This is a genomic window from Microbacterium sp. GXS0129 (assembly GCF_044769785.1).
Taxonomy (GTDB): domain Bacteria; phylum Actinomycetota; class Actinomycetes; order Actinomycetales; family Microbacteriaceae; genus Microbacterium; species Microbacterium nymphoidis.
This window is the reverse complement of record NZ_JBIZVZ010000001.1, coordinates 616,809-630,158: the sequence shown is the minus strand read 5'-3', so window position 1 is coordinate 630,158 and position 13,350 is coordinate 616,809. Positions and strand designations below refer to the sequence as shown.

General features: G+C 69.4%; 15 protein-coding genes. 3 read left to right on the top strand and 12 right to left on the bottom strand.

Going from position 1 to position 13,350, the window contains the following annotated elements; translation table 11 throughout:
- Positions 1 to 5 precede the first annotated feature (5 nt).
- The 9 genes from ACIQJ5_RS02780 to coaA form a co-directional block, all read right to left on the bottom strand.
- Positions 6 to 524: a hypothetical protein gene (locus ACIQJ5_RS02780; protein WP_402840669.1), complete on the bottom strand. Its 519-nt coding sequence runs from the start codon at positions 522 to 524 to the stop codon at positions 6 to 8.
- A complete protein-coding gene (gene tsaD, locus ACIQJ5_RS02775; RefSeq protein ID WP_231090552.1) occupies positions 517 to 1,602 on the bottom strand; it encodes a tRNA (adenosine(37)-N6)-threonylcarbamoyltransferase complex transferase subunit TsaD in 1,086 nt (361 codons plus the stop codon). The genes ACIQJ5_RS02780 and tsaD overlap by 8 nt, the downstream gene beginning before the upstream one ends.
- Positions 1,599 to 2,072, bottom strand: coding sequence for a ribosomal protein S18-alanine N-acetyltransferase (gene rimI, locus ACIQJ5_RS02770; RefSeq protein WP_231090553.1), 474 nt, complete (start codon positions 2,070 to 2,072; stop codon positions 1,599 to 1,601). The genes tsaD and rimI overlap by 4 nt, the downstream gene beginning before the upstream one ends.
- On the bottom strand, positions 2,069 to 2,692 hold the full coding sequence (gene tsaB / locus ACIQJ5_RS02765) for a tRNA (adenosine(37)-N6)-threonylcarbamoyltransferase complex dimerization subunit type 1 TsaB (protein ID WP_402840667.1): 624 nt from the start codon (positions 2,690 to 2,692) through the stop codon (positions 2,069 to 2,071). The genes rimI and tsaB overlap by 4 nt, the downstream gene beginning before the upstream one ends.
- 55 nt (positions 2,693 to 2,747) lie before the next feature.
- On the bottom strand, positions 2,748 to 3,224 hold the full coding sequence (tsaE, locus tag ACIQJ5_RS02760; protein WP_372459777.1) for a tRNA (adenosine(37)-N6)-threonylcarbamoyltransferase complex ATPase subunit type 1 TsaE: 477 nt from the start codon (positions 3,222 to 3,224) through the stop codon (positions 2,748 to 2,750).
- The gene (gene alr / locus ACIQJ5_RS02755) at positions 3,221 to 4,369 is read right to left on the bottom strand and encodes an alanine racemase (protein ID WP_402842012.1); all 1,149 of its coding nucleotides are present in this window, start codon (positions 4,367 to 4,369) and stop codon (positions 3,221 to 3,223) included. Before alr ends, tsaE begins: the two co-directional genes overlap by 4 nt.
- Positions 4,369 to 4,752 carry a holo-ACP synthase gene (locus ACIQJ5_RS02750; protein ID WP_231091386.1) on the bottom strand — a complete coding sequence of 128 codons (384 nt, stop codon included), beginning with the start codon at positions 4,750 to 4,752 and terminating at the stop codon, positions 4,369 to 4,371. Before ACIQJ5_RS02750 ends, alr begins: the two co-directional genes overlap by 1 nt.
- 16 nt (positions 4,753 to 4,768) lie before the next feature.
- Positions 4,769 to 6,616, bottom strand: a complete 1,848-nt coding sequence (gene glmS / locus ACIQJ5_RS02745; protein WP_231090556.1) for a glutamine--fructose-6-phosphate transaminase (isomerizing) — start codon at positions 6,614 to 6,616, stop codon at positions 4,769 to 4,771.
- A 68-nt stretch (positions 6,617 to 6,684) separates the two neighbouring features.
- A complete protein-coding gene (coaA, locus tag ACIQJ5_RS02740; RefSeq protein ID WP_231090557.1) occupies positions 6,685 to 7,626 on the bottom strand; it encodes a type I pantothenate kinase in 942 nt (313 codons plus the stop codon).
- A 62-nt stretch (positions 7,627 to 7,688) separates the two neighbouring features.
- Between coaA and ACIQJ5_RS02735 the strand changes: the two genes are divergently transcribed.
- The 3 genes from ACIQJ5_RS02735 to ACIQJ5_RS02725 all read left to right on the top strand — a co-directional run bounded on the left by ACIQJ5_RS02735 (position 7,689) and on the right by ACIQJ5_RS02725 (position 10,724).
- Positions 7,689 to 8,537, top strand: coding sequence for an HAD family hydrolase (locus ACIQJ5_RS02735; RefSeq protein ID WP_231090558.1), 849 nt, complete (start codon positions 7,689 to 7,691; stop codon positions 8,535 to 8,537).
- Between the two features lie 195 nt (positions 8,538 to 8,732).
- On the top strand, positions 8,733 to 9,698 hold the full coding sequence (locus ACIQJ5_RS02730) for an acetylxylan esterase (RefSeq protein ID WP_231090559.1): 966 nt from the start codon (positions 8,733 to 8,735) through the stop codon (positions 9,696 to 9,698).
- Between the two features lie 102 nt (positions 9,699 to 9,800).
- A complete protein-coding gene (locus ACIQJ5_RS02725; protein WP_402840659.1) occupies positions 9,801 to 10,724 on the top strand; it encodes a Ppx/GppA phosphatase family protein in 924 nt (307 codons plus the stop codon).
- 73 nt (positions 10,725 to 10,797) lie between these two features.
- Here the strand turns inward: ACIQJ5_RS02725 and glmM are convergent, their stop codons facing one another.
- Genes glmM through rplM form a run of 3 tightly spaced genes read right to left on the bottom strand, consistent with a single transcriptional unit; the run spans position 10,798 to position 13,115 of the window.
- Positions 10,798 to 12,156, bottom strand: coding sequence for a phosphoglucosamine mutase (glmM, locus tag ACIQJ5_RS02720; protein WP_231090561.1), 1,359 nt, complete (start codon positions 12,154 to 12,156; stop codon positions 10,798 to 10,800).
- Between the two features lie 15 nt (positions 12,157 to 12,171).
- Positions 12,172 to 12,642 carry a 30S ribosomal protein S9 gene (rpsI, locus tag ACIQJ5_RS02715; RefSeq protein WP_231090562.1) on the bottom strand — a complete coding sequence of 157 codons (471 nt, stop codon included), beginning with the start codon at positions 12,640 to 12,642 and terminating at the stop codon, positions 12,172 to 12,174.
- A 26-nt stretch (positions 12,643 to 12,668) separates the two neighbouring features.
- Positions 12,669 to 13,115 carry a 50S ribosomal protein L13 gene (gene rplM / locus ACIQJ5_RS02710; RefSeq protein WP_231090563.1) on the bottom strand — a complete coding sequence of 149 codons (447 nt, stop codon included), beginning with the start codon at positions 13,113 to 13,115 and terminating at the stop codon, positions 12,669 to 12,671.
- Between the last annotated feature and the right edge of the window lie 235 nt (positions 13,116 to 13,350).

Here is a 13,350-nt window from a genome sequence, read left to right as displayed (position 1 = left end):
TCGCCTCAGAACCACCAGCCCACCTGGCGACCGACCCACCAGATCCAGCCCGCGCTGTAGATGAGCGAGAGGATGCTGAGGCCGATGGCCCAGCGCCCGAGCGCGGTGCTCTCCGCCGGGCGCCGGACGGCCACGATGCCGAGGACCAGCGCGAAGATGCCGAGGGGGAAGAGCCAGCCGACCACGCACGAGCCGATGAGCGCGGAGATGGAGAACGAGAGCGCGCTGCCCCCGATGCCCTTGCGCACGAGCGCGGCGGGCGCCCACACCACCTCCGGACGTGCTGCGGATTCGTCTGCCACCGGAGGCGCGCCGCGCAGTTCGGGGTCGTCTGCAGGGTCGGGGATCTGACGGATCACCGAGATCTCGGCGGTCCAGCCGGTGTGCTCCGGGTCGATTTCGGCGAGGATGTCCTTCGAGATCAGGTCCTCACGCACGGCCGACTCGACGACGGTGTCGTCGTCGAGAGAAGGATCCCCGCCGTCCGGCGGTGTTCCCGACCCGGTGCGCGCGTCCTCAGCCATCGCGACCCGCACTCGGTGCCGGCGCCACCTGGATCTCGGTGACCGGCAGCGTCGAATCCGCGCCGAACGCGAGCGTGGAAGCTCCACGCCCCGACATGATGAGCTCCGAGGCGAGCCCGGCGATCATCGCGCCGTTGTCGGTGCACAGCGACAACGGCGGGATCCGCACCGTGACGCCCGCCTTCGCGCCCCGCTCGAGCGCGACCTCCCGCAGCCGGCGGTTGGCGATGACTCCGCCTCCGAGGAGCAGGCGCGGGACGCCGTACTGCGCGCACGCGTCGAGGGCCTTCGTGACGAGCACGTCGACCACCGCCTCGCGGAAGCTCGCTGCGACGTCCGCGACCGGGATCTCCTCCCCCGCCGCACGCTTCTGCTCCACCCAGCGCGCCACCGCGGTCTTCAGACCGGAGAACGAGAAGTCATAGCGGTGATCGGCCATGTCGCTGGCGCGAGACAGCCCGCGAGGAAACCGGATCGCCGTCGGATCCCCGTCCGCTGCGGCACGGTCGATCTGCGGCCCGCCCGGATAGGGCAGCCCCAGCAGGCGGGCGACCTTGTCGAAGGCCTCCCCTGCGGCATCGTCCATGGTCTCCCCGAGCAGTTCGACATCGGTGGTGAGATCGCGGACCAGCAGGAGGGAGGTGTGCCCCCCGGAGACGAGAAGAGCGACGGTGGGGTACTCGAGCGGCTCGGCGGAATCGTCCAGGATGTCCGCGGCGATGTGCCCGACGAGGTGGTTGACCGCGTACAGCGGCTTGCCGAGGCCCACCGCGAGCGCCTTCGCCGCCCCGACTCCCACCATCAGGGCCCCCGCGAGCCCCGGACCGCTCGTCACGGCGACGGCGTCGAGCTCGTCGAGGGTGACGCCGGACTCGGCCAGGGCCGCCTCGATTGCCGGCTGCAGCGCCTCCAGGTGGGCGCGCGCCGCGATCTCGGGGATCACCCCGCCGTAGCGGGCGTGCTCGTCCATGCTCGACGCGATCGTGTTGCTGAGCAGGGTGCGCCCCCGCACGATGCCGATTCCGGTCTCATCGCAGCTGGACTCGATGCCGAGCACCAGGGGTTCCGTGCGGTTCACGCGAGCTTCTCCTTCACGGCGGCGGTCAGTGCCAGTCTCATCACCACGGCGTCGACATCGTCCGGCTGGTAGTAGTGCGGGCGTCGCCCGATCTCCGCGAACCCCTCCGACGCATAGAGGGCCCGCGCGGGTGCGTTGTCGTCACGGACATCGAGGAAGACCTCGCGCGCTCCCGCATCGATCGCTCGCCGAAGGAGTTCGTGAAGCAGCATCCGGCCGAGGCCGCGACCGCGAGCTGCGGAGGCGACCGCGATGGTCTGCACATCGGCATCGGGTGAGCCGGACAGGGCTCGCAGACCCGCATATCCCTGCGTGGCACCGTCGGCGTCGACGAGCACGACGTACCGGGTGTGCGGCGAGGCGAGCTCGTCCGCCATGGTGTTCTCCGACCAGGCGTCGGTCGGGAATGACGCGTGTTCGAGCGCCATGATGGCGGCGAGGTCGTCGACGCCGGCATCACGGAGGATCATGCGCCGCCCTTCGGGGAGGCGGCCTTCGGTGCCGCCACGTCGGGAGAGCGCAGGTACAGCGGCTCGTCCGGTCCGATGATCCGCCCCGCCGCGATCGCACGTGCGGCCACGCGACCGAGAAGGCCGGCATCGAGCTGTGCGGCCTCTCCCCAGATCCAGCCGGTGAGAGCGATCTCCGCCTCGGCACGGGCGACCAGGGCCGGTTCGGCGTGGCGCACGGGAAGACCATCGGCGTCGATGCCGGTGTACGCGGTCCAGGCGAGCTCACGACGACGCGCGTCGGTCGCCACGGCGAACTCCGCATCGTCGTCCGATTCCAGCAGTCCGAGCGCGATGGCGTCGTGACTCACCACCGGCACGACCTCGACTCCCCGGGCGAGTGCGAACGTCCGCGCAGCAGCGATCCCGATGCGCAGCCCGGTGAAGGGCCCGGGACCCATCCCCGCCGCAACGTGGGTGATGACGGGATCGCCGGCATCCTGCAGCACACGCGCCAGGAGATCGCCGATCACCTCGGCGTGACCGAGACGGTCATCGGTGTGCGCCTCGGCCAGCACCGTCCCGTCACGATCGACCACGGCGACCGCGGAACCGAGGGAAGTATCGATCGCGAGAATCACCCCTCCAGGGTATCCCGCAGTGCACCGCACCCGGTCGCGAGCAAGCGGGGGCGGGTCAGGGACGAGCGACGATGCGGATGTGGCGCGTGGTGTCCCCGTCGAGTTCGTCGTCGGCGAGGCCGCCCACGTCGTCGCCCGTGGGGCGCTCGATCTCGATCTCCCACCAGTGATCGCGCAGGCCCTCCACCATGCCGTGGCCCCACTCGACGATCACGACCGACCCGTCCACATCCAGGTCGAGATCATCCAGCTCCGCAGCGGAGCCGAGACGGTAGGCGTCGACATGGATGAGAGGGGGGCCGTCCCCCAGCGACGGGTGGGTGCGTGCGATCACGAACGTCGGGCTCTGCACCGGTCCGCGTACCCCGAGCCCCGCACCGATCCCCCGCGTCAGCGTGGTCTTGCCCGCACCCAGCGCCCCGGTGAGCACGATCAGATCGCCCGCGACGAGCGATTCGCCGATACGGCGGCCCAGAGCTTCCATGCCGTCGGCGGTCTCGACGGCGATCTCTCCGAGCAGCGCCTCGTTCACGAGCGGTCCCCTCCCGCGCCCGCGGCGCGCTCGCGACGCGGCACGCGAGCGCTGATCCGCGTGACGATCTCGTAGTTGATCGTGTCGGCGGCCTGCGCCCATGCCTCCACGGCGGGATCGCCGCAGGCGGGATCGCCGAACAGCACGACCTCATCGCCCACCACGACCGGCGCATCGCCGACGTCGACGATGAACTGATCCATCGCGATGCGGCCCGACACCTGAAGCAGAGCATCACCGATGCGCACCGGAGCACGATTCGACGCCTGCCGGGGGATCCCGTCGGCGTAGCCGAGGGGAACCAGCGCCAGTGTGGTCTCCCGGTCCGTCCGGTACGTGTAGCCGTAGGACAGGCCCGTACCTGCGGGGACGCGACGGACGTTGGCAACGGTGCCGCGAAGCGTCATGCTCGGGCGCAGGCCCAGCTCCGACGCGACGAACCTGTCGGGATCGGGGCTCAGACCGTGCAGTCCGATGCCGATGCGCACCAGGTCCAGTCGTGTCTCCGCCAGACCGATCGCCGCGGCGGTGGCGGCGATGTGCCGCAGCCGGGGACGAATCCCCTTCGCGGCGGCGCGGTCGACTCCGTCCAGGAACGTGGCGAGCGCCGCACGGTCATCGGCGTCGGACGTGTTGGACACGTGCGAGAACAGTCCGTCGATGTCGAGGATGCCCATCTCTTCGGCGCGACGAGCGATGTCGAAGGCGTCCTCCCAGTGCTCGGGCGGCAGACCGTTGCGGCTGAGCCCGGTCTCCAGCTTCAGGTGCACGCGCGCCGGGGCAGCGACGGATCCCGCCTCGATGGCGGCCGTGAGCTGCTCGATCGTGGAAACGCCGATCGTGATGCGCTGGGCCACTGCGCGTTCGAACCGCGTCCCTGGTGCGTGCAACCACGAGAGGATGTCCGCCGTGATCCCCGCGTCACGCAACTCGAACGCCTCGGACAGATCGGTGACGCCGAGCATCACCGCACCGCCCGCGAGCGCGGCACGGGCGGTGCGCACGGCGCCATGGCCGTAGGCGTTCGCCTTCACCACCGCGAGGACGGGGGTCCCCGTGAGGGCGGCCAGCGCCCGGGTGTTGGCGGTGATCGCCTCGGTGTCGATCACCGCTTCACGCAGCTGAGCGGTCGAATCGGGAAGCATCACAGGCCCTTCCGTCCGGTCGGCCGATCCGACCGGAGCTCGGCGATCACATACGCCGTGGCGAATCCGCCATCGTGCGACATCGAGACGTGCATGGTGCTGATGCCGCGAGCGATGACGGTGGCAGCGGTGGCCCCGGTGAGGGAGAAGAACGGGCGCCCCTCGGGATCGTTCTGCACCTCGATCTCGCGCCAGTACACGCCGTCCGAGCCGCCGAGAGCCTTGATGAAGGCCTCCTTGGCGGCGTAGCGGGCGGCGAGGGAACGCGCCGGCATCGGCTGCTCGTTCGCGGTGAACAGCCGCTCTCGCAGACGCGGGGTCCGTTCGAGGGTGCGTTCGAAACGTGCGATGTCGACCAGGTCGACGCCGATGCCGGCGATCATGCTCACGGGTGGGCGCTCACTCCACCGTCACGGACTTGGCGAGGTTGCGCGGCTGATCCACGTCCAGCCCCTTCGCCGTAGCGAGTGCCATCGCGAACACGTGCAGCGGGACGACCGCCAGGATCGGCTCGAACAGCGGCTCGGCGAGGGGGATGCGCAGCACCTCGTCGGCGAACGGCAATACGGCGGCGTCTCCCTCCTCCGCGATCACGATGACGCGAGCACCGCGAGCGCGGATCTCCTGGATGTTGGAGACCACCTTCGCGTGCAGCAGCGACGAGTGACGCGGCGACGGGACGATGACGAACACCGGCTGACCGGGCTCGATCAGCGCGATCGGTCCGTGCTTGAGCTCGCCCGCGGCGAATCCCTCGGCGTGGATGTAGGAGATCTCCTTGAGCTTGAGCGCGCCCTCCATCGCGATCGGGAAGCCGACGTGACGGCCGAGGAACAGCACCGAGCGGGTGTCGGCCATCCAGTGACCGAGCTGGCCGATGCGCTCCTGCTGCTCCAGCACGCGGCTGATCTTGGCGGGGATCGCCTCCAGCTCGCGCACGTGGCGTGCGCCCTCGTCCGCGGTCACCGTGCCGCGGATGCGGCCGATGTGCAGGCCCAGCAGCAGCAACGCCGTGATCTGGGCGACGAACGCCTTCGTCGAGGCCACCGCCACCTCGGGCCCGGCGTGGGTGTACACGACCGCATCGCTCTCGCGCGGAATCGTGGCGCCCTGGGTGTTGCAGATGCTGAGCGTCTTGGCGCCGGCCTCACGGGCGAACTTGACCGCCATGAGCGTGTCCATCGTCTCGCCGGACTGGCTGATGGAGACCACCAGGGTGTCGGGGCCGATGACCGGATCGCGGTAGCGGAACTCGTGCGCGAGCTCGACATCGGCCGGGATGCGCGCCCAGGCCTCGAGCGCGTACTTGCCGACTTCTCCCGCGTAGGCGGCGGTGCCGCACGCCACGATGATGATGCGCGAGATCCCGGCGAACAGTTCGTCCAGACCGTCCAGCTCCGGGATGACCACCTGTCCGTCCTGCAGGCGACCGCGGATGGTGTTGGCGACCGCCTCCGGCTCCTCGGAGACCTCCTTGGCCATGAAGCTGGGCCAGCCGCCCTTCTCCGCCGCTGCCGCGTCCCAGTTGACCGTGAACTCCTCCGCCTCGACGGGGTTGCCGTCGAAGTCGGTGATCTCCACGCCGTCCGGGGTGATCGCGACGATCTGGTCCTGTCCGATAGCGAGCGCACGGCGGGTGTGCTCCACGAAGGCGGCGACATCCGAGCCGAGGAAGTTCTCGCCCTCGCCGAGGCCGATCACGAGCGGCGAGTTGCGCCGGGCACCCACGACGAGTCCGGGGCTGTCACGATGCGTCGCGAGGATGGTGAAGGCACCCTCCAGGCGGCGCACGACGGCGCGGAACGCGGCGCGCAGGTCGCCGGTGGCGCGGTACTCGCGCCCCAGCAGGATGGCGGCGACCTCGCTGTCGGTCTCCGAGCGGAATGTGTACCCCTCGGACAGGAGCTCGTTCTTCAGCTCGGAGAAGTTCTCGATGATGCCGTTGTGGATGAGAGCGAGGCGGTCATCGTCGGCGAGGTGGGGGTGGGCGTTCTCGTCGGTCGGTCCGCCGTGCGTGGCCCACCGCGTGTGACCGATGCCGGTCGAACCATCGGGCATGGGAGCGGCGGCGAGATCCTCACGCAGCACGCTGAGCTTGCCGGACTTCTTTCGCATGTCCAGACCGCCGTCATCATCGATGACGGCGATGCCTGCGGAGTCATAGCCCCGGTATTCGAGCCGGGCGAGGCCGGCCAGCAGAATGGGCTGGCTCTCGCGAGCACCCACGTATCCAACGATTCCACACATGGTCCTGATTCTAGGGGCGCGCCCCGAGGCATCCCTGTGCCGTGTGGAGCACCTGTGCGCAAGTGCTGTTACAGCTTGCGCAGCGACACGCGCTCGACGCTGTGGCCGGGCCCCTTGCGCAGGATGAGGCTCGCGCGGTGCTTGGTGGGCAGCACGTTCTCCACGAGGTTCGGCATGTTGATGTCGTTCCAGTACCCGAGGGCGGCCTGTTCCGCTTCGGCGTCGGTCAGATGCGCGAAGACGTTGAAGTAGGAGTGCGGATTGCTGAAAGCGCCCTTGCGCAGCTCCAGGAACCGGTCGACGTACCACCTCTCGATGTTGTGGGTGTCGGCGTCGACGAACACCGAGAAGTCGAACAGGTCGCTCACCGCCACCTCGTGGGGACTGGGCGGCGGCTGCAGCACGTTGAGTCCCTCGACGATGACCACGTCCGGGCGTCGCACCACGACGTGGGCGTCGGGGACGATGTCGTAGCGCATGTGCGAGTAGAACGGCGCACGCACCTCTTCGGCACCGGATTTGACCTCGGTGAGGAACTCGACGAGCGCGCGGCGGTCGTAGGACTCGGGGAAGCCCTTGCGCTCCATCAGCCCGCGCCGCTCCAGCTCCGCGTTCGGGTACAGGAACCCGTCCGTGGTCACCAGCTCGACTCGCGGCGTGTCCGACCAGCGGCTGACGAGCTCGCGCAGCAGTCGCGCCACGGTCGATTTGCCGACCGCGACCGAACCGGCCACGGCGATCACGAACGGGGTGGTGACATCGGGCTCGTTCAGAAAGGCGGCGGTGTCGGCGCCGAGCCGCTTGGTGGAGGCCGCATAGAGGCTCAGCAGCCGGCTGAGCGGGAGATAGACCTCTCGCACCTCGGTGAGGTCCATCCGGTCGCCGAGGCCCCGCAGCTGCACGAGCTCGGGCTCGGTGAGCGGTTGCGGCATCCCCTGTGCGAGCTGCGCCCACTCCGCACGAGTGATGTCGCGGTACGGGCTCAGCGGCGATGCGGGCGCGGCAGGCATTCCGCCATGCTATCGCGGCCGTCCGGACGTCGCGCACGGGCCGGTGCAATAGCGTGGAAGGCATGCAGCGCATCGCATTCCTGGACGTCGACGGCACCATCATCGATTCGCTGGGACGCATCGACCCCACGACGATCAGCGCGGTGCGCGAGGCACGAGCCGGCGGCCACCACGTCTTCCTGTGCACGGGGCGAGCGGAGGCCGAGATCGCGCCGTCCGTTCGGGAGATCGGCTTCGACGGCATCGTCTCGGCCGGCGGCGGCTTCGTCACGATCGATGGCGAGCTCATCATCGAGCGGGCGATGCCGACGGCGCTGGCCACGGAGCTGCTCGATTTCCTCCGCGCCGAGGACCTGCCCGCGGTGCTGCAGACCTTCACCGGCACCTACGCGGAATCCGCGGCGGTGGAGCGGATCACCGCAGGGGCCATCCGCGCGCACGAAGCACTGGCGGCCGCGGGGGTGGACGTCTCTCACGCGGCGGCGGCCGAGCCCACTGTCCGCGATATCGCCGAGGCTCCCGCTGATGTCCGCGATCACATCGCGAAGGTCGTGTTCGTCGGCGACGACCACAGCGCATACGACCGCACGGTCGCGGGGCTCGGCGACCGCTTCCACATCGTGACGGGATCCATCCCGTTCCTCGGCTCGGCCAGCGGGGAGATTTCCGGTCCGGGTGTCAACAAGGGCACCACCATCGAGATGCTGCTGCCCCGGCTCGGCTTCACGCGTGCTCAGGCGATCGGCATCGGCGACAGCCCGAACGATCTGGAGATGTTCGCGGCCTGCGGTGTCTCGGCCGCCATGGGCAACGCCACCGATGCTGTGAAGGCGGCAGCGTCCGAGGTCACCTCCGCTGTCCTCGACGGCGGCGTGCACGCCGTCTTCGCCCGCCACGGCCTCCTCCTCTGACGCGGGCCGTGATCCCCGCGAGACGTCCGTCTGTGGGCGAGAACCGCCGCCTTGCACCGCTCGTCGCCCACCGAGAGAACTCTCACGGGCATGTGTCGCTCGCGGAACACGGCGGGGCACGGGCGTTGCGCGGAGAGATGTCGCGGCGAGGCGGAGCACGGCGGAGGGGCGTGAAGGGTGCGCTACGGTGATGCCGTGGCACTCACTGATCTCCCCCTCGATGACCTGCGCACCTTCCGACCCGACGTCGCTGAGCCCGAAGATTTCGATGCGTTCTGGGAACGCACGCTGAGCGAGTCCCGTGCGCTGCGGACCCCGTCGACGCTGGTCCCGGCCGAGACGCCGATCGACCAGCTGATCGTGGAGGATCTCACCTTCAGCGGGTTCGGCGGCGAGCCGATCCGCGCGTGGGTCACGCGGCCGAAGGACGGCGCCCCGCGCGCGGCCGTGGTGCAGTTCATCGGATACGGCGGTGGGCGCGGGCAAGCCGGCGAGCAACTGCAGTGGGCCGCCGCCGGCTACGTCCACGTGCTCATGGACACCCGCGGCCAGGGTGCCGGCTGGGGCTCGGGCGGAGACACCCCGGACCCGCACGGTTCCGCAGGAGCGACGCCCGGCTACATGACACGGGGCATCGAGTCCCCCGACACCTACTACTACCGCCGGGTCTTCACCGATGCCGTGCTCGCTGTCGACGCGGTCCGCGAGCTCCCGTTCGTTGATTCCTCCCGCATCGCCGTCACCGGTGGCAGCCAGGGCGGCGGTATCTCGCTGGCCGCGGCCGCCCTGCACCCGGACGTCTCCGCCGTCATGCCCGACGTGCCCTTCCTCTGCCACTTCCGCCGCTCCGTCGAGCGCACCCCGGTGCTGCCGTTCCCCGAGATCGCGCGCTACCTGTCCGTCCGCCGCACCGAGGTCGACAACGTGTTCCACACGCTGTCCTACTTCGACGGTGTGAACTTCGCCCGCCGCATCACCGTTCCGGCGCTGTTCTCCGTCGCACTGATGGACGATGTGGTGCTGCCTTCGAGCGTGTTCGCCGCCTTCAACCACCTCGCCGCGTCCGACGCTGAGATCGAGGTGTACCCGTTCAACGGCCACGAGGGCGGCCAGACGGTGCAGTGGCTGCGCCAGACCGCGTGGCTCGCCGCGCGCTTCTGACGCCCGAGAAGCACCGGCGCGGCGGAGAAACCCCGCGTCGCACGGTCGCTCGGACGTGCCGAGGCTCGACACGATGAGAACTCCGGACGATACGCTGTGCGAATGCGCCTCGGGGTCCTCGACATCGGCTCGAACACGGTCCATCTGCTGATCGCGGAGATCCATGCCGGGGGCCGGCCCATCGCGTCGGTGAGCGAGAAGGCCGTGCTGCGGCTGATGCGCTTCCTGGAGCCCGGCGGATCGATCTCACCCGCCGGGGTCGACGCGATCCTCACCGCGGTCGCACGGGCGCGCGAGATCCTGGACGAGGAGCGCCCCGACGACCTCCTGGCCACCGCGACGAGCGCCGTGCGAGACGCCGCCAATGGTGCAGAGGTGATCGCCGCGATCGAGGCGCGGCTGGGTCATCCGTTGCAAGTGCTCAGCGGGGCTGCCGAGGCCGAGCTCACCTTCCTCGCCGCCCGCCGCTGGTTCGGGTGGTCGGCCGGTCAGCTGCTGATGTTCGACATCGGCGGCGGGTCTCTGGAACTGGCGTGCGGCAGCGAGGAGGCTCCCGACGTGGCGCTGTCCCTCCCGCTGGGCGCCGGTCGGATGACGATCGAGCACCTCCCGCACGACCCGCCCGGAGAGGACGCTGTCACACGCCTGCGCGAGCACGCCCGCCGTCTGCTGGTCCCCGCCGCAGCGGCATTCGCCGATCAGCCCGCGCCCGATCACGTCGTCGGCTCGTCGAAGACGATCCGCTCGCTCGCCCGCCTCGCGGGCAACGTGCTCACCGGCTGGGCGGGCTCTGACCGGGTGACGCTGTCACGAGACCAGCTCGGCGACTGGGTGCCGCGGCTGGCGAAGCTGCCCGCCGAATCGCGCCATATCCTCCCGGGCATCACCCCGGACCGCACCTTCCAGATCGTCGCGGGTGCGGTGGTACTGCATGAGGCGATGCTGGCCCTCGGCGTCGACGAGCTGGAGGCGTCTCCCTGGGCGCTCCGGGAGGGTGTTCTCCTGCGCTACATCGAGTCGCTCTAGCCCCGCGAACCCAGACAAGTCCGAGAAACCCTGCGTGCGGGGCTTCTCGGACTTGTCTGGGTGTTTCGCGAGGTCAGATCGCGAGGCGGGCCTTGACGACCGCGGCGAGGGTGGCGGCATGCCGATGAGCGGAGTCCTCATCCGCTGCCTCGACCATCACCCGCACCAGCGGCTCGGTGCCCGAGGGGCGCAGAAGCACGCGGCCGGTCTCCCCCAGCTCGGCCTCGACCGCGGCGACAGCGGCAGCGATCTCCTCGTCACCGCGCACGCCGTCGCGGTCGACACCGCGGACGTTGACCATCACCTGCGGGTAGATGGTCATGATCCGTGCGAGCTCGGCGAGCGACTTCTTCTGGTGTGCCATCTCGGCCACCAGGTGCAAGCCGGTGAGGACGCCGTCACCGGTCGTGGCGAACTCGCGCATGATCACGTGACCGGACTGCTCGCCGCCGAGGGCGAATCCCCCCTCGTTCATCTCCTCGAGCACGTAGCGATCGCCGACCGCGGTCGTCTTCACGGAGATGCCGCGCTCGCTCATCGCCCGATGCAGCCCCAGGTTGCTCATGACGGTGGCAACCAGCACATCGTCCGTGAGGACACCGCGCTCATGCATCGCGGCCGCGAGGATCGCCATGATCTGGTCGCCGTCGATGAAGTTCCCCTCGGCGTCCACCGCCAGGCAGCGGTCGGCGTCGCCGTCGTGAGCGATCCCGACGTCGGCGCCCAGCCGGACGACGGCCTCCGCGAGGTTGTCCAGATGCGTGGACCCCACGCCGTCGTTGATGTTCAGACCATCGGGGTCTGCTCCGATGACCGTGACCTCCGCACCTGCATCACGGAACGCATCGGGCGAGACGCCGGAGGCGGCGCCGTGCGCGCAGTCCAGCACCACGCGGATGCCATCCAGACGGTTCGGCAGCGAACCGAGCAGGTGGATGAGGTAGCGGTCCTCGGCGTCGGAGAAACGACGGATGCGTCCCACTCCGGAGCCCGTCGGCTGCAGCTTCGGCCCGGTCAGCGCCTGCTCGATGCGCAGCTCGACCTCATCGGGCAGCTTCACGCCACCGCGGGCGAAGATCTTGATGCCGTTGTCCGGCGCCGGGTTGTGCGAGGCGGACACGACCACACCGAAATCGGCGCCGGTGTCGGCCACGAGGAACGCGAGTGCGGGCGTCGGGATCACGCCGGCATCGAACACGTCGACGCCGGAGGAGGCGAGACCAGCGGCGACGGCCGCTGACAGGAACTCACCCGATACCCGGGGGTCGCGAGCGATGACTGCAGTGAGACGCTTGCCCTCCTGGCGTCGCGCCTCTGCAGAACGGCCCTGGCCCAGGACGACAGCAGTCGCCTGGGCCAGGGACAGCGCCAGGTCGGCGGTGAGGGGACCGTTGGCCAGTCCCCTCACCCCGTCCGTGCCGAACAGCGGCATCGGAAGGTCCGGACCTTAACGCTTCGAGTACTGAGGCGCCTTACGGGCCTTCTTGAGACCAGCCTTCTTGCGCTCCTTGACGCGAGCGTCACGCGACAGGAAGCCGGCCTTCTTCAGAGTCGGGCGGTTGTTCTCGCGGTCGATCTCGTTGAGAGCGCGCGCGATGCCGAGGCGCAGAGCACCGGCCTGACCCGAGGGGCCACCACCGGCGATGCGAGCGATCACGTCGTACGCACCGGCCAGGTTCAGGATGGTGAACGGGTCGTTGATCAGCTGCTGGTGCAGCTTGTTCGGGAAGTAGTCCTCGACGGTACGGCCGTTGACCGTGATCGTGCCCGAGCCCGGGACCAGACGCACGCGGGCGATGGCCTGCTTGCGACGACCCACGGCAGCGCCGGGAACCGAGAGGACGGGACGGGGAGCCTCGACGGCGGCCTCGGCCGGCGTCTCGGTGGAGTAGTTCTGCGGAGTTTCGATGTCAGCCACGAGTGTGTCCTTTTGGAGAGCGGCGCTTACTGGGCGACCTGGTCGAACGTGTACGTCTTGGGCTGCTGAGCGGCGTGCGGGTGCTCGGCACCGGCGTACACCTTCAGCTTGCTCAGCTGGTCGCGGCCGAGCGAGTTCTTCGGCAGCATGCCGCGAACAGCCTTCTCCACGGCGCGAACCGGGTTCTTCTCCAGGAGCTCGGAGTAGGCGACGGCCTTGAGACCACCCGGGTGACCCGAGTGACGGTAGGCCATCTTCTTCTGGAGCTTCTGACCGGTCAGGGCGACCTTGTCGGCGTTGATGATGATGACGAAGTCACCGGCATCCATGAAGTTGGTGAAGGTTGCCTTGTGCTTGCCGCGAAGGAGGGCGGCGGCGTGGGAGGCCAGGCGACCGAGCACGACGTCAGTCGCGTCGATGACCAGCCATTCACGCTGGAGCTCGCCAGCCTTCGGAGTGAAAGTGCGCGTCACGATAGTGCTGCTTTCTTTGTGTCGAACGGAGAGGTTCGTGAATCCCACTCCCGTGGCGTTCCCACAGCGAGGCTGTGTGAACTGACCGGTGGAGGGCTCACGTTCGGGCATGCTTTCAGCAGAGGGAACACACCAAGGGTCGAGTCTACGTCATTCGGGCGCGTCGGCCAAATGCGGCCGATGGCCGGACCCGCGGGGGCCCGGCCATCGGTCATCGTGACGGCTGGATCAGCAC

Excerpts from the sequence above, each read along its gene's own strand:
- rimI (WP_231090553.1), bottom strand. The coding sequence starts at position 2,072 with ATGATCCTCCGTGATGCCGGCGTCGACGACCTCGCCGCCATCATGGCG.
- glmM (WP_231090561.1), bottom strand. The coding sequence starts at position 12,156 with ATGCCGCTGTTCGGCACGGACGGGGTGAGGGGACTGGCCAACGGTCCC.
- ACIQJ5_RS02735 (WP_231090558.1), top strand. The coding sequence starts at position 7,689 with ATGCAGCGCATCGCATTCCTGGACGTCGACGGCACCATCATCGATTCG.
- glmS (WP_231090556.1), bottom strand. The coding sequence starts at position 6,616 with ATGTGTGGAATCGTTGGATACGTGGGTGCTCGCGAGAGCCAGCCCATT.
- ACIQJ5_RS02725 (WP_402840659.1), top strand. The coding sequence starts at position 9,801 with ATGCGCCTCGGGGTCCTCGACATCGGCTCGAACACGGTCCATCTGCTG.
- ACIQJ5_RS02780 (WP_402840669.1), bottom strand. The coding sequence starts at position 524 with ATGGCTGAGGACGCGCGCACCGGGTCGGGAACACCGCCGGACGGCGGG.
- alr (WP_402842012.1), bottom strand. The coding sequence starts at position 4,369 with ATGCTTCCCGATTCGACCGCTCAGCTGCGTGAAGCGGTGATCGACACC.
- coaA (WP_231090557.1), bottom strand. The coding sequence starts at position 7,626 with ATGCCTGCCGCGCCCGCATCGCCGCTGAGCCCGTACCGCGACATCACT.
- ACIQJ5_RS02750 (WP_231091386.1), bottom strand. The coding sequence starts at position 4,752 with ATGATCGCCGGCATCGGCGTCGACCTGGTCGACATCGCACGTTTCGAA.